At 37.9% G+C, this 21,203-nt stretch carries 23 protein-coding genes and 1 pseudogene; 17 read left to right on the top strand and 7 right to left on the bottom strand.

Features of this window, described 5'->3' with window-relative positions; genetic code table 11:
- The first annotated feature begins 112 nt into the window (after nt 1-112).
- The 10 genes from FJR08_RS04340 to FJR08_RS04295 all read left to right on the top strand — a co-directional run bounded on the left by FJR08_RS04340 (nt 113) and on the right by FJR08_RS04295 (nt 9,776).
- Nucleotides 113-1,711, top strand: a complete 1,599-nt coding sequence (locus FJR08_RS04340) for a PfaD family polyunsaturated fatty acid/polyketide biosynthesis protein (RefSeq protein ID WP_174782984.1) — start codon at nt 113-115, stop codon at nt 1,709-1,711.
- A 146-nt stretch (nt 1,712-1,857) separates the two neighbouring features.
- Nucleotides 1,858-3,186: a condensation domain-containing protein gene (locus tag FJR08_RS04335; protein ID WP_168632277.1), complete on the top strand. Its 1,329-nt coding sequence runs from the start codon at nt 1,858-1,860 to the stop codon at nt 3,184-3,186.
- A complete protein-coding gene (locus FJR08_RS04330; protein WP_168632276.1) occupies nt 3,187-3,492 on the top strand; it encodes a phosphopantetheine-binding protein in 306 nt (101 codons plus the stop codon).
- A gap of 140 nt (nt 3,493-3,632) precedes the next feature.
- Complete coding sequence (locus FJR08_RS04325; RefSeq protein WP_168632275.1) at nt 3,633-5,492, top strand: hypothetical protein; 1,860 nt, start codon at nt 3,633-3,635, stop codon at nt 5,490-5,492.
- A 117-nt stretch (nt 5,493-5,609) separates the two neighbouring features.
- Nucleotides 5,610-5,984 (top strand): hypothetical protein, encoded by a 375-nt coding sequence (locus tag FJR08_RS04320; protein ID WP_015078589.1) that lies wholly within the window; start codon nt 5,610-5,612, stop codon nt 5,982-5,984.
- A 555-nt stretch (nt 5,985-6,539) separates the two neighbouring features.
- Nucleotides 6,540-6,818: a transcriptional coactivator PipX gene (gene pipX / locus FJR08_RS04315; RefSeq protein WP_015078590.1), complete on the top strand. Its 279-nt coding sequence runs from the start codon at nt 6,540-6,542 to the stop codon at nt 6,816-6,818.
- Complete coding sequence (locus tag FJR08_RS04310) at nt 6,815-7,483, top strand: YggS family pyridoxal phosphate-dependent enzyme (protein ID WP_168632274.1); 669 nt, start codon at nt 6,815-6,817, stop codon at nt 7,481-7,483. The genes pipX and FJR08_RS04310 overlap by 4 nt, the downstream gene beginning before the upstream one ends.
- A 365-nt stretch (nt 7,484-7,848) precedes the next feature.
- Complete coding sequence (locus FJR08_RS04305; protein ID WP_015078592.1) at nt 7,849-8,451, top strand: cell division protein SepF; 603 nt, start codon at nt 7,849-7,851, stop codon at nt 8,449-8,451.
- 57 nt (nt 8,452-8,508) lie between these two features.
- On the top strand, nt 8,509-9,324 hold the full coding sequence (proC, locus tag FJR08_RS04300; RefSeq protein ID WP_015078593.1) for a pyrroline-5-carboxylate reductase: 816 nt from the start codon (nt 8,509-8,511) through the stop codon (nt 9,322-9,324).
- A gap of 221 nt (nt 9,325-9,545) precedes the next feature.
- Nucleotides 9,546-9,776, top strand: a complete 231-nt coding sequence (locus tag FJR08_RS04295; protein ID WP_256369708.1) for a UPF0175 family protein — start codon at nt 9,546-9,548, stop codon at nt 9,774-9,776.
- Nucleotides 9,777-9,841: 65 nt separating this feature from the next.
- On the opposite strand, the gene FJR08_RS04290 is transcribed toward FJR08_RS04295, so the two are convergent.
- Nucleotides 9,842-10,501 (bottom strand): Shedu immune nuclease family protein, encoded by a 660-nt coding sequence (locus FJR08_RS04290; RefSeq protein WP_168632272.1) that lies wholly within the window; start codon nt 10,499-10,501, stop codon nt 9,842-9,844.
- Nucleotides 10,498-10,749, bottom strand: coding sequence for a hypothetical protein (locus tag FJR08_RS04285; protein WP_053540354.1), 252 nt, complete (start codon nt 10,747-10,749; stop codon nt 10,498-10,500). The genes FJR08_RS04290 and FJR08_RS04285 overlap by 4 nt, the downstream gene beginning before the upstream one ends.
- Before the next feature lie 159 nt (nt 10,750-10,908).
- Here FJR08_RS04285 and FJR08_RS04280 point away from each other — a divergent pair.
- A pseudogene (locus FJR08_RS04280) lies at nt 10,909-11,130 on the top strand (pyrroline-5-carboxylate reductase family protein); the annotation flags it as partial.
- A gap of 87 nt (nt 11,131-11,217) precedes the next feature.
- Here FJR08_RS04280 and FJR08_RS04275 read toward each other — a convergent pair.
- The 3 genes from FJR08_RS04275 to FJR08_RS04265 are packed head-to-tail and all read right to left on the bottom strand — an operon-like array spanning nt 11,218 to nt 12,093.
- The gene (locus FJR08_RS04275; protein WP_168632271.1) at nt 11,218-11,589 is read right to left on the bottom strand and encodes a DUF5615 family PIN-like protein; all 372 of its coding nucleotides are present in this window, start codon (nt 11,587-11,589) and stop codon (nt 11,218-11,220) included.
- A complete protein-coding gene (locus FJR08_RS04270) occupies nt 11,586-11,816 on the bottom strand; it encodes a DUF433 domain-containing protein (protein WP_168632270.1) in 231 nt (76 codons plus the stop codon). Before FJR08_RS04270 ends, FJR08_RS04275 begins: the two co-directional genes overlap by 4 nt.
- A gap of 34 nt (nt 11,817-11,850) precedes the next feature.
- Nucleotides 11,851-12,093 carry a DUF2281 domain-containing protein gene (locus tag FJR08_RS04265; RefSeq protein WP_323294433.1) on the bottom strand — a complete coding sequence of 81 codons (243 nt, stop codon included), beginning with the start codon at nt 12,091-12,093 and terminating at the stop codon, nt 11,851-11,853.
- 232 nt (nt 12,094-12,325) lie between these two features.
- Between FJR08_RS04265 and FJR08_RS24175 the strand changes: the two genes are divergently transcribed.
- The 5 genes from FJR08_RS24175 to FJR08_RS04240 all read left to right on the top strand — a co-directional run bounded on the left by FJR08_RS24175 (nt 12,326) and on the right by FJR08_RS04240 (nt 18,166).
- Complete coding sequence (locus FJR08_RS24175; RefSeq protein WP_217357476.1) at nt 12,326-14,206, top strand: HEPN domain-containing protein; 1,881 nt, start codon at nt 12,326-12,328, stop codon at nt 14,204-14,206.
- 37 nt (nt 14,207-14,243) lie between these two features.
- Nucleotides 14,244-14,678, top strand: a complete 435-nt coding sequence (locus FJR08_RS04255) for a DUF29 domain-containing protein (RefSeq protein WP_015078603.1) — start codon at nt 14,244-14,246, stop codon at nt 14,676-14,678.
- 160 nt (nt 14,679-14,838) lie between these two features.
- Nucleotides 14,839-17,520 (top strand): RNA helicase, encoded by a 2,682-nt coding sequence (locus tag FJR08_RS04250; RefSeq protein ID WP_168632269.1) that lies wholly within the window; start codon nt 14,839-14,841, stop codon nt 17,518-17,520.
- Between the two features lie 185 nt (nt 17,521-17,705).
- Entirely contained in the window at nt 17,706-17,945 is a 240-nt protein-coding gene (locus FJR08_RS04245; RefSeq protein WP_168632268.1) for a type II toxin-antitoxin system HicB family antitoxin, read from the top strand.
- Nucleotides 17,945-18,166 carry a type II toxin-antitoxin system HicA family toxin gene (locus FJR08_RS04240; protein WP_168632267.1) on the top strand — a complete coding sequence of 74 codons (222 nt, stop codon included), beginning with the start codon at nt 17,945-17,947 and terminating at the stop codon, nt 18,164-18,166. Before FJR08_RS04245 ends, FJR08_RS04240 begins: the two co-directional genes overlap by 1 nt.
- A 51-nt stretch (nt 18,167-18,217) precedes the next feature.
- Here the strand turns inward: FJR08_RS04240 and FJR08_RS04235 are convergent, their stop codons facing one another.
- On the bottom strand, nt 18,218-20,062 hold the full coding sequence (locus tag FJR08_RS04235) for a tetratricopeptide repeat protein (RefSeq protein WP_168632266.1): 1,845 nt from the start codon (nt 20,060-20,062) through the stop codon (nt 18,218-18,220).
- Between the two features lie 331 nt (nt 20,063-20,393).
- Between FJR08_RS04235 and FJR08_RS04230 the strand changes: the two genes are divergently transcribed.
- Nucleotides 20,394-20,738, top strand: coding sequence for a hypothetical protein (locus tag FJR08_RS04230; protein WP_168632265.1), 345 nt, complete (start codon nt 20,394-20,396; stop codon nt 20,736-20,738).
- 70 nt (nt 20,739-20,808) lie between these two features.
- Here FJR08_RS04230 and FJR08_RS24170 read toward each other — a convergent pair whose 3' ends face one another.
- Nucleotides 20,809-21,081, bottom strand: coding sequence for a hypothetical protein (locus FJR08_RS24170; RefSeq protein ID WP_371415539.1), 273 nt, complete (start codon nt 21,079-21,081; stop codon nt 20,809-20,811).
- Between the last annotated feature and the right edge of the window lie 122 nt (nt 21,082-21,203).

Raw genomic sequence — 21,203 nt, 5'->3', positions numbered from 1 at the left:
TTGTGGGATAGGCATCTTGCCTGTCCAAAACATTCAAATTGATGATTAGAGGTTAAATAACGTGGTTAATTTAGAAAACAAGTATCAACAACAACTCAAATTTTCTCCTTCAATGAATAACAATTATCAAGGATGGCAAGGCGATTTAAATACTGTGTCTTTTGATGCAGTAAATATTAAAAATAAACTGATGAATTTAAATTCTCCTTGTTATATTCTGAATAAAGAAGGACAAATTGGTATTAGCAATGAAGGCAGTTTATCATATAGTGCTAACGGTAAAACTCAGAAATTGGAAATGCTTTTAACTGTTCCTACTATCGGATTTCATCAATTAGGTGATCCAACTTTTCTAGAGTTCTACGGCGTAAAATATGCCTATATGACTGGGGCAATGGCTCAAGGTATTGCATCTGAAGAAATGGTAATTACCTTGGGAAAAGCCAACATTTTAAGCTCCTTTGGTGCAGGAGGTTTATCTCCTTCCCGGATAGAAACAGCAATTCACAAAATTCAACAAGCTTTACATCACAAATCTTATGTTTTTAACTTGCTTCATAGTCCTAGCGAACCTGCTATTGAACGGCGTTTAATTGATTTGTATTTACAGCATCAAGTCAGAATAATTGAAGCCTCTGCATTCTTAGATTTGAGTGATAATATCGTCTACTATCGGGCCGCTGGACTAAGTTTAAATTCAGCTAATGACATTGAAATCAAAAATAAAATTATTGCCAAAGTTTCCCGGCGAGAAGTTGCCACTAAATTCCTCCAACCTGCACCCACAAAAATTCTCACCCAATTAGTTGAACAAGGATTAATTAGCGAATTGCAAGCTCATCTTGCCGCGAAGATTCCTATGGCTGATGATATTACCGTAGAAGCAGATTCAGGAGGACATACAGATAATCGTCCCTTGGTTTGTTTATTACCTTCTATCTTAGAATTAAGAGACGAAATTCAACGTAAATATTGTTATAAACAACCCGTAAGAATTGGGGTAGCTGGGGGAATTTCCACACCCCAATCAGCACTAGCAGCCTTAATGATGGGTGCAGCTTATATTGTCACCGGTTCTATTAATCAATCTTGCCTTGAAGCTGGGACTTCTGAATATACAAAAAAGCTCCTAGCTGAAGCAGAAATGACTGATGTAATGATGGCACCCGCAGCAGATATGTTTGAAATGGGAGTCAAATTACAAGTTCTTAAGCGGGGAACTCTTTTCCCCCTTCGCGCTCAAAAACTAGGGGAATTATACAGAAATTATAATTCCTTTGCCGAAATTCCTCCAGATGAAATAGAAAAGTTAGAAAAACAAATTCTGCGAAAAACAATTGCCGAAATTTGGCAAGAAACATCTACTTATTTATCTCAACGTAACCCAGAAAAATTAAGCAAAGCAGCTAATAATCCTAAATTAAAAATGGCATTAATATTTCGCTGGTATTTAGGACTATCTTCCCGGTGGTCAAATACTGGAGAAAAAGGTCGAGAAATTGATTATCAAATCTGGTGTGGCCCAGCAATGGGAAGTTTTAATAATTGGGTACGTCATTCTTACTTAGCAGATATCAATAATCGTCGAGTAGTTGATATAGCCGATCAAATTATGACAGGTGCAGCGTATTTATATCGTATTCAAAACTTAAAAATTCAAGGCTTACAAATGCCAGAAGAATTCAGCCAATATCATCCACAAAATTTGTAGTTAGCACTATACAGCATTTCCTCTGTGATCTCTGTGCCTCTGTGGTTCGTTATTAAAATACAATAATGCCCACAACATAAACAAATCAAATTAGATTTATATGCAAGTGAGGGATAAATCCCTCACTACCAACAACGGTGATAAAAATGGCTATAAATAGAAAATTAGGACAGCTAGAAGAAACAATGGAAATCCTGAATCAACGAGCTAAAACATGGAACTTAGTTACCATTAGCCGGATTCAAGGAAATATTCAAGAAACGGTTCTCAGACAGTCTTTAGATATTATTCAATATCGTCATCCTGCGCTTAATGCTCATATTATTAATTCTAGAAATTCCTACTATTATCAGTCCAAAGGTACAGGAAAACTTCCTTTGCAAGTTGTTAATATTAGAGAAAGTCAGGAATGGGAAGCAATCGTTAATACAGAAATGAATCAGGTAATTGATAGTAGTAAATATCTGCTACGAGTCGTACTTGTAAAAATATTAAATCAGCAGAATATCAATTATCTAATTACAACTACACATCATGCTATTACCGACGGTTTATCAAGCATCCAACTTCATTCAGAAATTTTAACTTACTGTCAAAAAATTACCGCAGGTAAATCCATTCCAGCAGTTACTACGTTAGAACCACTTCCACCCATTGAAAAACTATTACCTCCATGGACAAATAGTTTTAAAGGCAAACTAGGGAGAATTGCTTTATTATTAAATCTCGCACTGCAAAAATATTGGAATCAACCAAAAACATTAGGAGTAGAAAAATATGTTCCCATTTCTCAACGGCGTTGCGAAATCATTCATAGACAACTTAGCGAAGAATCAACACAACAGTTTATTCAGCAATGCAGACAAGAAAAAACTACAGTACAAAGTGCTTTATGTGCGGCATTAATGTTAACAGTCTCCAAACAACTGACTAAAAGCCATGAAGATAATATTCGAGTTAGTTGTTTATCATATCTTGATTTAAGAAGACGGTTACAACCAGAAATTAGTCAAGAAAATATGACGGTTTTAGCCGCCTCTATCATGGGATTTTATCGAATTACTAATAATATATCTTTTTGGGAATTAGCGCGAAAAGCAAAACATACTCTTAATAAAAAAATTAGCCAAGGAGAAATTATTCAAATGATATTTCTCGCTAAACAATTGATAAATTTTTCTTTGCTATTCCCGAATCAAGTATCTGCTACAGTTTCAGTTTCTAACGTTGGTAAAGTTAATATTCCCCATAGCTATGGTGAATTAGAACTAGAAGAAATCAGTTTTGTTGGTTCTCATGCTTTATATGCAGGAATGTTTATTGTTCACGCTGCTACTTTTCAAGAAAAAATGACTTTAAATTTTGTTTTTTCTCAACCTGCACTTAATCGCCAAACCATAGAAAAACTGGTTGATAATTGCATTGATTATATCATGAAGATATCATCTCATTACTTAATACCAGGAGGTACATAAATGAATAACAATCTCTCTCATTCTCTACCCGAAAACCAAGATAACGCCACTAAAATTCAAACTTGGTTAGTTGCAGAAATTTCCTCTTTACTGGGAGTTAATCCAGAAGAAATAAATATTCGTGAACCTTTAGATAGTTACGGTTTAGACTCAGCACAAACTATAATTATCGCTAGTAAAGCCGAAAAGTTTTTGGGATTTAAATTATCACTTATCCACCTTTGGTATTATCCCACAATTGAAGAACTTTCTCTCAGATTATCTGAAGAATTAGAAAATTCTCAGTCAGAAATTATCCAGATATAACCTCTACAAATTCTGTTTAATTACTGATAAACCAGTTTTTCCTCCTTGATTATTGGGACACTTCGCTAGATTAGGATAGCCTAATTCAGCCAGGTGTCCTCTTTTCTAACTTCCTATTTTTAAATACAGGAAATTTTGTTATGAACGCAGCAGAAATTTTAGCAAAACTCACTCAACAAGGTGTCTTATTCTGGTCAGAAAATAGCAAGCTAAATATTCGTTCTCCCAAGGGTGTAATTACTCCAGAAATACAAATAGAAATAGCTACATATAAAGAAGATATTTTAGCATTAATCCAGGAAATGAATGTTACAAATAACTATGCCCATGAACCTTTAACTCAAGGTATTAGTTTACAAACTATTGGTAAATTAATTGGTGGCTTTTCTGGAGAATCACCCACAGGATATCAAGCACCAATTATTAATCCTCAATTCATGGCTGAAAACTTAAAAGTTACTTTTAGACCTTTACCCGATAATTATCATCATCAATTTATTGTCAGATTTCGCCAACAATTAATTTTCTATCTGCAAAAGCATGGTGTGAAAGTAATTCCCTGGAAAGAAGCCACAACCGAATTAAAACATACCATTAAAATCCCCATTATTAACTGGCAGAAATCTTTAAAAATGCAGAGTGTCAGAGCAGATATTGATGCTGTAATAGACGTAGAAAGACCAAACTCATGGTTAAGAAAATTAGGAATATTTATAGCTGAGGCTTGGTATAAGTTATCTTATACATGGTTGAAAGAAAAACAGCAAATGTCCGTTATAGAAATTGCTAAATTAAGTAGTTGGGCTGAAGATCATGCTGCCAAATATGTGGAAGATCCGACAAATACACAAGTAATAATTCTCACTGATATAGATGCTGAATTTGTTAATCCACTCACACCTTATTCAGAAAAAATTCGCATTGGTATCAATACACTAGTTAAAACCTTTTCAGAAATTGTTATTGGTGTATCTGATGAAAAATTTTCTATTTTGAATATGAATCTTTCTGATTCTAAATTCGCTCCCCATGAAATTGAAAATTTTGCTTTAAAATCACTTATTCCTAAAGTATTTGTCCCCATTACTCCATTATTAATTAGTCGCTTTGAACTAGGAGAATATAATCCTCATCTATCAAACTATGCCGGAAAGCTGGTAAAATTAGGGCAAGAATTAGCATCTACAGGTTTATTTCCCGCCGGATTTAAATTAGATGAAGTTATTAAAAGAAAATCCCATAGAGACATTGTTAATGTTATCGTTAATGGCAGAACAGGAGTATCTTATGGTTTTGTGGCTTATGCTGAACCTCCTCATTATGTCGGTAAGCCAGAAATCACTATTGATGAATGGGAGAATTTATTACCTGTAGCCGGATTTAGTAGTTATGAACTTCGCCAAAATGAACAAGGTAGACGTTTTATTAAACTAAATATCAACGCCGAAAATAGATTTAAGCAAATACCTGATATTTGGTTAGTTAGTTCTCGTTCCGGGGCAAATAAAACGGATTTAAACATTGATTCTGATATTCTGCGGATTGGTTTACAAGATAAATTACATCTGCAATTACCATTAGGAAGTAATTCAAAAAAAACAGATATCAAACCTTCCTATGATATCTATGTCATGTTAGCTATTAGTTTAGCTGCGGCTTTATATACACCAGAATTAATTGCCAATGGTGCGCCCATAGTTCACTTTCATGGCTATCCTGATTTTGATTGGTTTCAAGAAAATGAATATTGTGTAGGAATGAATAATCCTTCTGTACCTTGTGGAACTTATGAATCAGGGGTTTTCAATTTTCTAGGAATTGCTAATTTAGGTGATCAAATAATCAATGATGTGAATTTAATTAGCTTAGTAGAACCAGATCATGGCACAAATTTTATTGCCAGTGATTTAGAATATTTAGTAAATAGGTTAAAAGCTGGGTGCGTAACTGGACAAATTGAACTAGGTGGGAAAAATTTTCCTTCTCTGAAAAATCGGTAACAAGATCCCCGACTTCTTCAAGAAGTCGGGGATCTGACTCTGGTAAATAAGCAACGCATTTATCTTACAATATATACATAATATACATAATATACATAAAGCAGAAAGACTAAAGACATGAAATTCCTAAGAACAGACGTTCCGATCACTTACGAGAACAGGAAGTCGCTTAAAATATCGGATCTAAAGGAGATTGGGTTTGAGTTAAAGTTTTTCTGTCCCAGTAAGGCGGGTTATATACTCACGTTTACGAAAGCCTGGGATATGGCACCTGTAGCGTTCTGCGAAGACGAGCGCACAGTGCTTTTCGTTACAATGAAACTAGCTCGAGAGATCATTGATCTCATTGAGGAGGAACTCGACTACGATGAAATGACAACAGAGGAACTTCACCTCTGCAAAAAGGAAAAGGAATTATTAATGCTTGCGGCAAAAGCAGCAGGGTTGCTTCTCCTCGTTGGTAAATTGGCGCATGAATTCCCGGTATTCTAGATTTAAGCAATGAATTTAGGTGTTTTCATCCGTCGAGAGACAGAAGCCCTCAATTCTAATATGACATTTTTCATCTCGTTCCCAGTCTCGGACTGGGAATACTATCTAGAGGCTCTGCCTCTATTGTTATTCAAGGCAGAGCCTTGAGAATTCATTCCCATACAGAGTATGGGAACGAGAAAAAATTTTCTTCTTTCTTCTTTCTTCTTTCTTCCTGACTCCTTAATCTCCTGACTCCTGACTCCTACTATATGCCGGCTGGATAAATGTCCATTTTTGCGCCGTTGGGTGAGAATTGTGGCAGGATAGAAAGAAGCCTGTGCAACATCACAGACTTAAAAGGGTGTTGTTTTGCTTCAGAAACCGTCAAGAAGATTGTTAGTTTCGCACTGTCAACGAAAAATTTGGCGGAAGGGATATACTATCCTCTGAATGTTAGTAAATTGCAGAACAAGCTATAGCGGTTGTCAGTTGCATGAAAACATCCAGTTATCATCAAACTTTTCAGCCTGTTCCCCGTTCCCGGCTACATATACTCCCCACCCTGACTAGGAAATGAATCCAGAAAACTCAGAAACTTACATAAATCATCCAACTTGGGGTTTACTCTATAGGATCTGTATGGTTGATGAGAACCAGGATCTGTTTACCACACTCTACGCCCAACGCTTATTTTTTCTGGTAACAACTGAGCTTAAAGCCCTGAAATTTCAGCCAATTGGCCGGACTGAAGCCAGAATGATGCTGGAAAATCGCCTACGGACTTTGCGCCGCAGTGGTAATTCTCAAGAGTACGAGCAACTTCAAGGTGTATTTCAGCGCACATTCCAATGAGTAGTTCACTTAGCGATCGCCTTACTCAAATTCGCGCCTCACTCCCATCTACAGTGAGGTTGATTGCTGTTACAAAAAGAGTATCTACCGAATTAATGCGGGAAGCATACACCGCAGGAGTTCGTGATTTTGCCGAAAGTCGCATCCAAGAAGCTGCCAGTAAACAAGCCGAATTGCAAGATCTATCGGATATTACCTGGCACTTAATTGGACATCTGCAAACGAACAAGGCCAGAAAAGCCTTAGAACTATTTCAATGGATTCACTCCGTTGATAACTTGCCGCTGGCACAACGCTTAAATACTCTAGCGCAAGAACTGGGAGTGAATCCTAACGTATGCTTACAAGTCAAACTTCTCCCCGACGCGAATAAATCTGGTTGGATGGTTCCAGAATTATTAGCTGACTTGGCAGCACTCAACCAATGTCAAAATTTACAAATTCAAGGTTTGATGACAATTCCGCCGCAAGGTTTGGCGGATGCAGAAATTTTAACACTATTTAATAGTACATACAAATTAGCACAAACCATCAAATCACAAAATTGGCCAAATATTACAATGCAGCAATTATCAATGGGTATGTCTGGGGATTACCAATTGGCAGTGCAAGCAGGGGCAACAATGGTGCGATTAGGTACAATTTTGTTTGGTGAACGAGCCTAGACATAGCTGTAGTCATACTTCGAGACGGCATGATTAACACTCGGTTGCGAATTTACTACCAAGTATTGATAATTGTCAAAAAATATAATATTCTCATAAGTAATTCTTAATTGCAAAGGTGGTCAGACCCCCTTTATTTTTAATGATCATTAGGCTACAATTTTAACTCAATGTTACAGATTCGTTAATGTGCAGGCATTAACATGAGTATCTGTTGATAATTGAGAATTTGTACTAAAGAGTAAAATCAGTAGTACAATTGCTACGTCCAACATCTACTATAGTTACGACTACTGCCTAAAAGTAACTTTAATGTAACTTATAGCCAGGAAAATTAGGGGAATTTTAATCCGGGAGCGTACAACATGAGTAATATATTTTCCAAACTCAGGGACTTTGTTGGCTTAAATGAGCAGGTAGAATACGAATACTACGAAGAAGAAGCTGATACAGCCAATAACTATCAAAACATCTATCAGCAAGAAAATCCTCAACCAGCGCCACAGGAAACTACTCCTGCCAATCGGCGTTGGCGGGAAAATCCACCTACCACTACTGAAGAAGTAGCAACAACAGTATCCAAACCTATGAGTAATGTTATTGGTATGCCAGGCGCAATTAATGGAATCTCTGAAGTTCTAGTCCTCGAACCTCGCACATTTGAAGAAATGCCCCAAGCGATTCAAGCATTGCGCGAACGCAAATCAGTAGTATTAAATTTGACCATTATGGACCCCGACCAAGCTCAACGTGCAGTTGACTTTGTTGCCGGTGGTACTTATGCCTTAGACGGACATCAAGAACGAATTGGTGAAAGCATCTTCTTGTTTACTCCCAGTTGCGTGCAAGTTAGCACTCAAGGTGGTTTAATACATGAAGTGCCTATCAGCCAAGCTCGTCCCGCTCGTCCCGCAGCGACAGCAGCAACGACCGCTTGGGGAAATGAACCCACTCGGATGGCACAGTAAGGTAAATTAGTCATTAGTTCTGATAATTAATTGACCACTAACTAGTGACTAATGAAAATGAATATAAAATTTGGCTTAATTGGCGGTGGGGTAATGGGAGAAGCTCTATTATCCCGCCTTATTGTCAGTGGTATTTATCAAGGCTCAGAAATCATCGTCAGTGAACCCCAGGCTGAACGCGGTAGCTATTTAGAGCAGCAATATGGGGTGGTTGTAACTACGGATAATAGCTTGGTGTTAGGGGAAGCGAAAACAGCGGTGATGTTGGCAATCAAACCCCAAATATTTACGGCTGTGGCTCAAGAATTAGCAGATATCCTGCCCACAGAACATTCACCCCTGATCATTTCTATCCTCGCGGGTGTAACTTTAAAACAATTGGAAGCAGCCTTTCCCCAAGTTCCCATAATTCGGGCTATGCCTAATACTCCCGCTACAGTAGGTGCAGGGGTAACGGCAATTTCTTTAGGTGCATATACTCATCCCCATCACCAACAAACAGCACAGCAGATTTTTACCGCTGTGGGGGAAGTCGTCGAAGTCCCGGAAAGCCTCATGGATGCGGTGACAGGATTATCTGGTAGTGGACCGGCTTATGTGGCATTGATGATTGAAGCGTTGGCTGATGGAGGTGTGGCTGTGGGTTTACCAAGAGCGATCGCTCAACAACTAGCTGTACAAACGGTCTTAGGAACAGCTACACTGATACAAGAAACAAAAATCCATCCTGCTGAACTCAAGGATAGAGTTACCAGTCCTGGTGGGACAACCATTGCCGGTGTCAGCGCCTTGGAAAAAGCCGGTTTTCGTTCTGCTATCATTGAAGCCGTCAAAGCCTCAAAAGAACGCGCTCAGGAATTGGGGAAGGGGTGATAATAACTTTTCAAGGTGACTCAAAAATCTTTTTTCACTAAAGTTTTTATTCACTTTGAAAGAGATAAATGTTTAGAATTAAAAATATTGAAGAGGACTTTAGTTATGAGTATTATCATCTCTGATGAACTTCTAAGCTGTTGTGCATTTAATTTGTATAATTCTTGCGGGCAAGATGCCCGCACTACAAGAAATAACAATATCAGGATTATTGGATCTAGCTGCGTAACAGCTTAACCGCGACTCGAATGAATGAAGGGGAAATGAAGCAAGAAATTGCCGTTTTGCTGTTTCAGAAGGACAAACTTACTCTGGCTCAAGCAAGCCGATTTGCAGGGATGAACCGGATTGCTTTTCAACATCTATTAGCAAGTCGTCAAATCCCGGTGCATTATGATGTAGAAGATTTTGAACAAGATATTAAGAATCTACGGGAGATGGGTAGGTTGTGATCATTGTCAACGATACATCTCCAATTAATAACCTTACTGGTTTTTTGGGATTTTTTTCAGTGGCTTTATTCAAGCTCATCACTCGCTTTTAGAGTAGATAGTTTTTCTATTGACTCCTGAAGCAATTGATCAAAAGTTATGCAGTGAAGAGGCTTACTATTGATGATAGTTTTACTTGATCTCCATCGAAATCTTTGCATTAAGCCAGATTGCTGGATAAATTTATCCCTGCCAATCACAAGCAACCCAGTATAGCTGATTTCACGATGACCAAAATATTCTTCAAATTTATAAGTTCTCTCATAATCATCCATTCGGTAATACCAGTCTATGACTTGACTTACCCCATGTTCATATCTCGAAGACCACTCATAACTAGTATTCGCTGAATCAGAACTTTTTGATTTAAGCTTAAAAATGCTATTTTCTGTTGCGTCCTCAAATTCAATAAAAACAAACTTCTTTTTCTGTCGATCAGCAATAACAAAATCTGCTCTAAACTCGTTACTAAATAAACTTACTTCGGGCTTATAAAAAGCCGGTTCTAGCCCAAAATGCCAATATCCAAGTAAAAGAATTAAGTTTGGTCGCTCTGAGAAAAATTTCTGTAGTCCATTTTCTCCACTTTCTGAAATTGCTAAATTAGCTGTTAGAAAATGTTGCAGTTCTTGAATCTGTTGATCACATTTGTTGATATCAAACTTATAAGGAAAAAGTGTGATCACGAATAATCTTCCTTTTTGCGGTCAATAATATCAATTATCAAAAAACCCTGATCTGTTTTTTTAAATAGTAGCCGTACTGTGGGATCTACTTTGACTACCCACGTATCTGTATCCTCAAGTTTATCAGACTTTAATCGCTGTGATTTATCAACATCTAGCTGCTTTATTACTTTAGAAACCCTATTCTTCTGACTTGATGGCATGGTTTCATAAGCCATCAAAGCTTTTTCTCTAAATTGCACAGTCATATTTATATCTCCATAAACTAGCAGCAGGGGAAGAAATCAAAGGTTTACCCCTATATCATAGCCTTATTTAATCGCTTCATTAACGTACCCTAAAATATAGTGCGATAGCGAAACGCTCCGTAGGAATCGCTATCCTCAATTTCATTAAATTGGTCTGGGAGAGCGATCGCTCAACAACTAGCTGTACAAACGGTCTTAGGAACAGCCACACTGTTACAAGAAACAAAAATCCACCCAGCGGAACTCAAGGATAGAGTTACCAGTCCTGGGGGGACAACTATTGCCGGTGTCAGTGCCTTAGAAAAAGCCGGTTTTCGTTCTGCTATCATTGAAGCTGTGAAAGCCTCGAAAGAACGCGCTCAAGAATTGGGGAAAGGGTGATAAGTGAAGTTTTTTTATGATATGCAGCACGGGAAATTACAAAATACAGCGGTTTATGGTTGAAAACCCAGAAATATCCACTCCCTCTTAACCACGTTTAATGGGTAAAATACGCACCCTAGATTGGGCTTTGTCAACTGTTAGCAACGCACCGGAAAAAAGAGAAGATTCAAACTGGTTCAGGGCTGAAATTACTATATTTTCAATGCTACTAGGCAAAATATCCTGAGTCCGAACCTGAATAACGCTGGGAGTATTTGCACCTGTGGCAGCTAACAGAGAACCGAAGTCTAAATCGTGGGTAAAGACGATATATCCATTAGTTCTTGCCCACTCCATAATTACCGAATCTTTCTCACGGGTATCGCCAACGGTAGACCAATGGACAGCGATAATATTATACCTCCCAAAAACCGCTACCCAATCGGGGGAAAGATTCATATCAATCAAAATTTTCATGCACTTATCAACGGGACTTCAATTTCTTCAGCCCGCCATGCAGCATAGGCAAGAGCTTCATAGATATCTACTTCTTCAAGGTATGGATAAGCCTTGAGAATATCATTTGTACTGTGTCCAGATGCCATTAAGCCAACGATAGTACCAACTGTGATACGCATTCCCCGGATGCAGGGTTTGCCGCCCATTACTTCAGGGTTGCGGGTAATTCTGGTGAGGTTTTGCATAGCTGATTAGATTGGGAAACCAGAAATGGCTGCGTTAATATTTTCCATTATCACTCTTTTTGACTGAACTTCCCAAGGCTGCAATTGAAAGCAAAAAGTTTTTACTGGTTTTTTGGGATTGTTTTTGAGTTGCTTTATAGCGCAGGTAATCAACAAAATTGATGAGTTCAGTGAGGGAATCCTCTGGTAATGTCTTAATTGACTCAATAATTTGCTCTCGGTTTTTGGTTAAAGTATCCATATATTGATTTAAAGGAATGCGGCTTACTTCAAACACACTATTCTATTCTGACTGAAATTGCTGTCTAACGGTTCTCCAGTTTGTGAAAAAGTCTGTGAGTTGTAAAATCTTTAGGATTAGGGTTTCCCCGCCCTCTATTGTATTGCATCCAAAGGATAACAGCTATAATAAAAAGGATTTTATAAAATCTATCGAAATAATGAAAGCCAATAATGCTCTTATCAAGAAGCTTATCAAGAAGCTTATTCATTTGACAAAACAGATTTATTTGAACGAGCCAGAAGATGGTTCTGGATTATTAGAATCATTTATGACTGGGAAACATCTGGGTTCATCATTTGGAATGAAGTGGTGGATAAATCGTGGTGTGTTTGAATGTTGTGAAGATATTGCAGATATAGCTATACGTTTTGATCCTCAGCTTGAAGGAGGTGACAAAGAGTCTTTTTCAAAGATAATTAGAGAAACATTGCGAGAAAATGCAATGCGAGAAAATGCAATTAACCCAAATCTTTTTACCTTTGACAGTCTTTTTTTAAGAAGAGCCAGTACACTTTTTGAAGCCAGAGCAATTAAAAATCCGGACGAATTTGCATCTCATTTGTGGAATGAAATCCATCGCAATTTAGCTAATTCGCTAGTTCAATGGCTAATTATGTACCCACTGCGTTTAGTCAGAACTGATTCATTTATTCTTGGATTTGATGGTTTAACTCTTCTTAGGGCTAATGATCAAGATCAATGGAAAAAACTTTCTGAAAATTACGATGAATCACAAGACTGGATGCCTAGCATTGGAACTTGGGCAAATGGAATAAGTGACCATAGCAATAAGGACTTCTTATTTTCACCAACTTGGTTGATTTGTGAAGCATCAGGGACAGCCTCTGGTGCTAGAAGTATTGCAGGGGACAGTATGCGTACTTTCATTGCTATTCTTTGCTCTTGTTTAGATGATCAAATACCTAACCTTCTGACTAAGAGTGGTGCAGATCCAACTACCTATTCAATTCAATTTCCAGATGATGCAAGTAAAGCAGAATGCGGTTCTATAACCGCAAGAATAGGCAATCTATTTCCACCTTTATTGGTTAACAATTGTCTTCATATATCATCAGATATATTATCTGAAATACAAAGTTGGTATGAATTAAAGTCTAATGCTTCAAACTTGGCTGAACAACGAGCGACTACGGCTGCCCATTTTATTAACTATGGAATTGTTTATGATAGTACAGAGCGTTTTATTCACTTCTTCATTGCCTTAGATGCTCTTTTTTGTGAACACAATAAAGTTCGTAAAAATCTTAAAGAAGGTATCAGAAAAACATTTCCTGATCAAAACGACTGGGAGAAGCGTATAGATGAACTTTTTAAACTTCGGAACGAACTTGTACACGGTGGGATAAGTAGTATTAAAAAGTGGGATGGTTTAGATAATTATCGACAGCGTTTTAAGTCCCATCCTATGAAAGATATACAAACTGCTGCTATGACTGCATTAAGGGTCTACTTCAGTAACCAAGTTTTTGAACATCTTTTTGTGACTGAAACTATCACCACCATCGCTGAAGCAGAAAAACGATTTGGCTTGAGTCGCAATGAATCTCAGGATTTTTTTACAGAATGGCATAATCAATTACCTGAAATTAATCCCAATGACCGCACAAACCTAGAAATTCTCTGGAAACGTTATCTTTATCATCGTTCAGGTGGGCATTTATTAGAAAGTACAGTAATGCTATTACTCGTTTCTCCATTGCTGACCATTGCAGGTTTATATGATCCACCTTTTCGCATCAAAGCAGAAGAATCTGTACAAATAACAATAGCTGATAGTGAAGAAACCCTCCAGGGTCGAATAGATTTACTGGTATTACAAGACCGCTTATGGGTAATTGTTTTAGAATCCAAAAAAACCATGTTATCAGTGTGGTCAGCATTGCCACAAACCCTGACTTACTTAATGGCTAGTCCCAACACTAATCTACCTAACTTTGGAATGTTAACCAATGGCGACGATATTGTGTTTGTCAAACTAGAAAATCAACACTATGCCATATCACGAGTATTTGCCCCATTGTCTACCCAAAACGAATTAGAATCTGCCTGTCGAGTTCTGTACAAAATTGCCGAAATAGTAAAATGATAAAAAAGTGTAAAATTAGGGAAAGAGGAAAAATACTATGCTAACCCAAACAGATTACGCCCTCTGGATTGAAGAGACAATTAATCTATTGAAAGAGCAAAATTATCATAGTGTTGACTGGGAAGACTTAATTGAGGAGATTGAAAGTTTGGGAAGGAGTCAAAAGCGAGAATTGCGAAATCGGCTCATCACAATGTTAGAACATTGTCTTAAACTTTGTTATTCAGACTACGTTCAAGACTATCGTGGTTGGACAGAAACAATTAAGCGTAGTCAGCGAGAATTGAAAGGCTTATTGGAAGACTCTCCCAGCTTAAGACCGTATTGGGATGAAATATTTATAGAATGTTATATCAGCGCATTAACGACTCTGCGAGAGAACTCTGATTATCAATCTTTTTCTTTTCCTGATGATTGTCCTTTTCCTCAAGAAATAGATCAAATTTTGCAACAAACTTCTTGGCGGAAGTAGTCAGTGTAATTGCCTGTCGAGGTCTCCGCAAAATTGCTGAAATAGTAAAATGATTAAAAAAAGCTCAGTAATACCTTCACAACTTGCGCTTTTCCTGTCAACGTAGCAAACCACGAATCACGTTATGATAGTGGATAGTCTGCTTGTAAATTATGATTGAGTGAATTATTCCGACTTCGCTAATGAACTTGACCTTGGGTCAATCTTCCCCTTTGAATTAGATCAATTCCAGAAAGAAGCGATCGCCTCCCTCAATGCTGACCGTTCAGTAGTCGTCTGTGCGCCCACAGGCTCAGGAAAGACCCTCATCGGGGAATATGCTATCTATCGTGCCTTATCTCGCGGGAAACGGGTATTTTACACCACTCCCTTAAAGGCATTATCTAATCAAAAACTTCGAGACTTCCGCGAAAAATTTGGCTTTGATCAAGTTGGACTCCTCACCGGAGACGCTTCCATTCACAGGGATGCACCAATTTTGGTCATGACCACAGAAATTTTCCGCAATATGCTCTATGGTACACCCATAGGACAAGTTGGCATCTCCTTGACAGACGTTGAGGCTGTAGTGCTAGATGAGTGCCACTACATGAACGATCGCCAACGCGGTACAGTGTGGGAAGAATCAATTATCTACTGTCCCCGCAGCGTCCAACTTGTAGCCCTTTCTGCCACCGTTGCCAACAGTGATCAACTTACCAGTTGGTTAAATCATGTTCATGGGCCAACAGACCTGATTTACTCCGATTTTCGCCCCGTTCCCCTAGAATTTAACTTTTGTAATCCCAAAGGATTATTTCCGTTATTAAATGAAACCAATACCAAAATTAATCCCCGCTTAGTCAAAAAGGCTAAAAAAGGATATTGGGAAAAAGGCAAAGCTGGTAGACCAGAACCGCCCGGTATTATTTATACCCTCAGCCAACTGCAAGAACGGGATATGCTCCCTGCAATTTATTTTATTTTCAGTCGTCGGGGCTGTGATAAAGCTGTCGAAGAAGTTGGTGATTTATGGTTAGTTAATAATGATGAGTCCCAAATCCTGCGGCAACAAATTGATGAATTTTTACGCAAAAACCCCGATGCTGGCAGGGCTGGACAAGTTGCCCCACTGTATCGAGGCATAGCTGCCCATCATGCCGGGATTTTACCAGCCTGGAAAGGATTTGTCGAAGAACTGTTTCAACAGGGATTAATTAAAGTTGTATTCGCTACGGAAACCTTAGCAGCGGGAATTAATATGCCCGCCCGGACAACAGTAATTTCTACTTTGTCTAAGCGGACTGATAATGGACACCGCTTACTCAATGCTTCGGAATTTCTGCAAATGGCAGGTCGCGCTGGTCGTCGGGGTATGGATCTCCAAGGCTATGTAGTGACATTGCAGACACCCTTTGAAGGAGCAAAAGAAGCATCCTATTTAGCTACATCTAAGGCTGATCCCTTAGTTAGTCAGTTTACACCCAGTTACGGCATGGTATTGAACCTGCTGCAAACTCACACCATAGAAAAAGCCAGAGAACTGATAGAACGAAGTTTTGGACAATATATGTCCAACTTGCATTTGCAACCAGATTTTGAAGAACTGGCGCAAGTTCAAGGCGAATTATCGCAAATTCAGTCACAATTGGCAGCTATTGATGAAAATGAATTGATGCAATATGAAAAATTGCGTCAACGGCTGAAAGTAGAACGGCAAATTTTCAAAACCTTGCAAGAACAAGCACAGGAAGATAGACAGGCACAATTGGCAATGATGCTAGATTTTGCCATATCTGGAACTATGTTGAGTCTCAACGACAGAAACGCCATGTCACCCCTACCGATAACAGTAGTGTTGGTTGACAAAGCCGTGAGTGTGGGTGAAACATCTTACTTTGTCTGCTTAGGGCAAAATAACCGTTGGTATGTAGCAACTTCAGCAGATATATTAGATATGTATGCGGAAATACCACGGGTAGAAGTTCCAGCGCAGCTAATACCACCTTCAGAATTGAGCTTGAAACGAGGACAATCAATCCGTGGTGATGAAAGCACGATAGCGATCGCTCAAAGTATACCCAATCCTGAAGAATTTAATCATCTACCGACAGAGGTACAGGAGCAACTCAGTCGCTTAACTGCGGTTCAAGAACAGTTAGAAACCCATCCCATTTATAAATCGGGGAATATTGCCAAAATATTTAAAAATAGAGCGCGTTGTGTGGAACTAGAAGCAGAACTTGAACATTTACAAGAGCAAGTATCATTACAATCCCAACGATATTGGGAAGAGTTTCTCTGTTTAATTGAAATCTTGCAATCCTTTGAATGTTTAGATAATTTAGTCCCCACAAAATTAGGACAAATTGCTGCGGCTATTCGCGGTGAAAATGAATTATGGTTAGGTTTAGTTCTGTCCAGTGGAGAGTTAGATAATATTGGTCCCCATAACTTAGCAGCAGTAATAGCCGCTTTGGTGACTGAAAGCCCCCGTCCAGATACAAAAGTTGACTTTAATCTATCTCCAGAAGCGGACGCAGCTTGGTTAACATTGCAACCCATTCGTCGTTCTGTATTAAAGGTGCAGTATCGTCATGGGGTAGCCTTACCGGTGGGTTTGGAAACTCGTTTTATCAGCTTAATCTCTTTGGTGGAACAGTGGGCATTAGGGGTAGAGTGGAAAGTATTATGTGAAAAAACCACTTTAGATGAAGGAGACGTAGTGCGAATTTTACGCCGCACTCTGGATTTATTATCTCAGATTCCTCATGTTCCTAATTTACCAGATATGTTGCGGCGAAATGCTCAACGGGCGATGCAGTTAATTGATAGATTCCCTGTGAATGAAGCAATGGAGTAATCAGTTAAAAAATCTCTAATTTACAGACCATATTTAAATAAAACCATTGTGGGACGGGCATCTTGCCTGTCCGAGTTGTGTAATTTGAATATGCTATTGCTGACAATCATCAGGTAAATTTAAGTAGTTATTCTTAATCTGTTGAAAAATCATTAACGCTGTTTTTGAGTAAAAAGGTTAAGTAAATGCAAACGCTAATTAGACTCAAAATTGAAAGATTTATTGAAGATGGGCAAGAATATTTTGTGGCTACAAGTGAGGATTTACAGGGTTTAGTTACAGAAGGAAAAACAGTACAAGAAGCTATAGAAATTGCTGAAGATGTAGCTAAGGTATTATTAGATTTAGAGAGAGAGAAAAATCAGAATTTTTATCTCCAAGATTTACCTTCCCAATTTGAATATCCGCTAATTATGGAGGTGTGATGGGAAGATTAGCAGGGTTTTCTTATCGAGAAGTAATTAGGAAGTTAGGAAAACTAGGTTTTGAGTTTTACCGTGCAGCAAAGGGAGATCATGAAATTTGGTTTAATCCAGAAACAAATCAAAAAACAACTATTCCTCATCATCGAGAGATTAAGGAGGGAACACTGAGAAGTATTTTAAAACAAGCTCAAGTTGATGTTGATATTTTTCTGGATATTTAGTGATTAGAGCTAACAAAAATAAAATAGACATTTTATAGATGTAGCTGTCAATTACATATCTTCTTGATATTTTACTAACAATGTGGGAATATAATCATAGCCATCAACACCAATAATGGCAATCATTTTGGGGCGATTTTGTTGGAGTAATAATTGGAATTTGTCTGTACCAATTTGTCCCCTAATAATAGTCAATAAACCAGCAGGTTGTCGCCATTCATCAGAAGCAATTTGATCTAAAAGATACATTCCTAAACTACCAGTATAAACTGCTTTTTCATAATTAGCCATAAGATAATTAGCTTCAGCTAAATATGCTAAATCTCTGCCTTGTAAATACAAATCTCCGGAAATTTGGGCGGTTTTAAAGGCATTTTCTAAATATTTAATTGCTGTTGGATATTGTGCGGTAACTAAATAAGCAATTCCTAAACTACTAAAACATAAAGCTTGACTTTGTAAATCATTTAATTTTTCTGCTAGTTTTAATCCTTGTTCCAGATAGTTAATTGCAAATTCATAAACTTCTGGTTCACTAATTTCTGTTTGCTTGGCTTGCATGACTTCGCTATAACCTAGATTTACTAAAGCGTTAGCTTCTCCAGTTTTGTCCCCGGTTTGTCTACTAAAAATTAATGCCCGTTGACTATAATTAATGGCTTCACCATAATTTTGTTGTTGCACATAAGTCCGACTCAGATGGTTAAGATTGGCGATTTCACAGATTTTATCTCCGGCAGTTCTGGCTATTTCTACGGCTTGTTGATGAAAATCAAGGGAGCGATCATATCTGCCTAAACCGCGCTGGGAATACCCCAATAATGTCAAAATTCGGGCTTTTTCCTGAGTACCTTCAGCGGAACGTAAAGGGGCATCTAAATAATCCAAAGCATCTCGTAAATAACTACCAGAAAATGAGGCGAAAATCCCCCCATAAAGAGGAAAATAAGGACGTTGGGCAAAGGTTCGCAAAATTTGCAGCATGATTTGCGATGCACCGTTACTATATATTAGAGCCTGATTTTGAAAACCACTGGCTAATTGACTCCAAATGACGGCAAATGTTAAAAATGTGGAAATAGATAATTTGGGTCCTGCTTGAATATCATAAGCTTGTTGGTCAAACCAATTAATTAAACCCCTTTGTAAAAGCTGTAAAATTATTGTTAATTCTACCCAATTACTTAAACTTATTGTCTGTTGTTTTTCGGCAAATTCTAAAGCTGATTGTTCTACTGCTAAGGTATGAAAAAAGATTTGGGGAACTTCACTATTAACTACTTTAGCCCAACTTGCCCAAGGACTATTTTCTCCAGGTACACCTCCAAATCCTAATGAATTTTTGCGTTCATACATCCAATTCAGTAAATTTGCTTGGATTCTTTGCCAAGAAGCGATACCATGATTAATCCCGTCAGCAATTTGCTGAAAATCTTGATTAGCACCGGCAAATTGTTGTAAAGATTTGGCTAACTGTTGAAGTTGAGACAAATTTAAGGGATACTTCAAATTGGGATCAGTAGCTCGTAGCAAAGCCGTTAATCGCTCATCTGCGGTGGCTGTGGTAATTTCCCGCATAGATAGAGATATCGCTTCAGTGGCTTTATTTTGTTCTTGCCACCGTTGCCATTGAGTTTGGATGGTTTTGGCAGCGCGTAAGCTGCGGGTGGCTTTGGCTTTTTTCAGTTCGTCGGTTTCCGAGTCTACCTGAGATTGTATCGTATTCAGGCGATCGCTCAAAACTAACTCAAACACCTCCCCAGTCCCGGAAGTGATACCTTTGAGCAACATTTGATAAACCTGCTCTACAGAGCTAATCTTACCCTTGAGAGTGGTTTCGATAATATCGTTAATTAAAGCGAGATAATGCTCGCGTAATGGTAAAGAGTCTGACACTTTAGCTAATAGGGAACATCACAACAATTCTCATTGTAGCTGTTGCAGGTTGAGAGATTGGGAATTGACTGTGATTAAATTCCCATAAACATAAGTTTGATGACTGAATGATAGAATCTAAAATAATCACAATTTGGCATCTAAATTACAACAGCGATCGCGCACATTGACAAAATATGGTAAATTTTGGATTATATAGGTAAGGCGTTGGCAGTCTATTTGTGATATTTGTACGGTCATGGGTATTGTGTTCTATTGAAATTAGGTGATAAATTTTAGTTTAGAGCCAGATTTATAATCTAAGCTATATATAAATGAGGTCAGATTGAGTATGACTGCACCTACAGAAATTCGTCAAAGGGCAATTGCACTTCTGGAACAATTACCGGGAGAATCTTTAATAAAGGCTGTTGAATTTTTAGAATCTCTTTCTCATCAAGCTTTACAGGTATCAGAAACAAAGACATCTGAAGCTAGGGAAACGGAATTAATTCAAATTATTCAACGTCGGTTTTCTTCTGAACAACAAGATAGATTAAATTATTTGCGTCAGCAAAATGAAACTGAAGAAATTACAGAAACAGAGCATCAAGAGTTATTAATTTATGTTGAACTGATTGAAAAACAAGATGCGGAACGTGCAGAAGCATTGATTCAATTAGCTCAAATTCGTTGAATTAATTTGCAAGTTTTGATTAATAAGTTTTTGCCAAATAATATAGATAATGAATAGTCTTTAAAAAAATTCAGGAGTCAGAAGTTAAAAGCAAGGAGACAGGAAAATCAGGATATTTTGATTTTCTGCTTTGCGTTTTGCTAACTTGCAAATTGTTCCATATTATTTCAAGTTTACATTTTTCAATTTCATTGATAGGTACTAACATAGCTTCTTCAATTTCCTTCTTGAATTCTGAGGTAACATTAGCACTTTTTAGGCAATGTACTAGTAAACTACTTGCGTAGTGATATTTTTCTAGCTTTTCTTGTTGTTCGTCATTAAATTGCCAACCGTGAGTAATTTTAAGAAAGATTGACGTTCTCTCTCAGATTCTAAAAACGGTCTGAGTATTTCCACTAATTCATTAATAGTGCTGGAGTCTAAATTCACCATCGAATCAACCTTTCACCTGTGGTAACGTTG

Origin of the sequence: Dolichospermum sp. UHCC 0260, assembly GCF_009711985.1 — a bacterium.
Classification (GTDB): Bacteria; Cyanobacteriota; Cyanobacteriia; order Cyanobacteriales; family Nostocaceae; genus Dolichospermum; species Dolichospermum lemmermannii.
The sequence above is the reverse complement of the archived record's forward strand: the minus strand, read 5'-3'. Positions and strand labels throughout refer to the sequence as shown.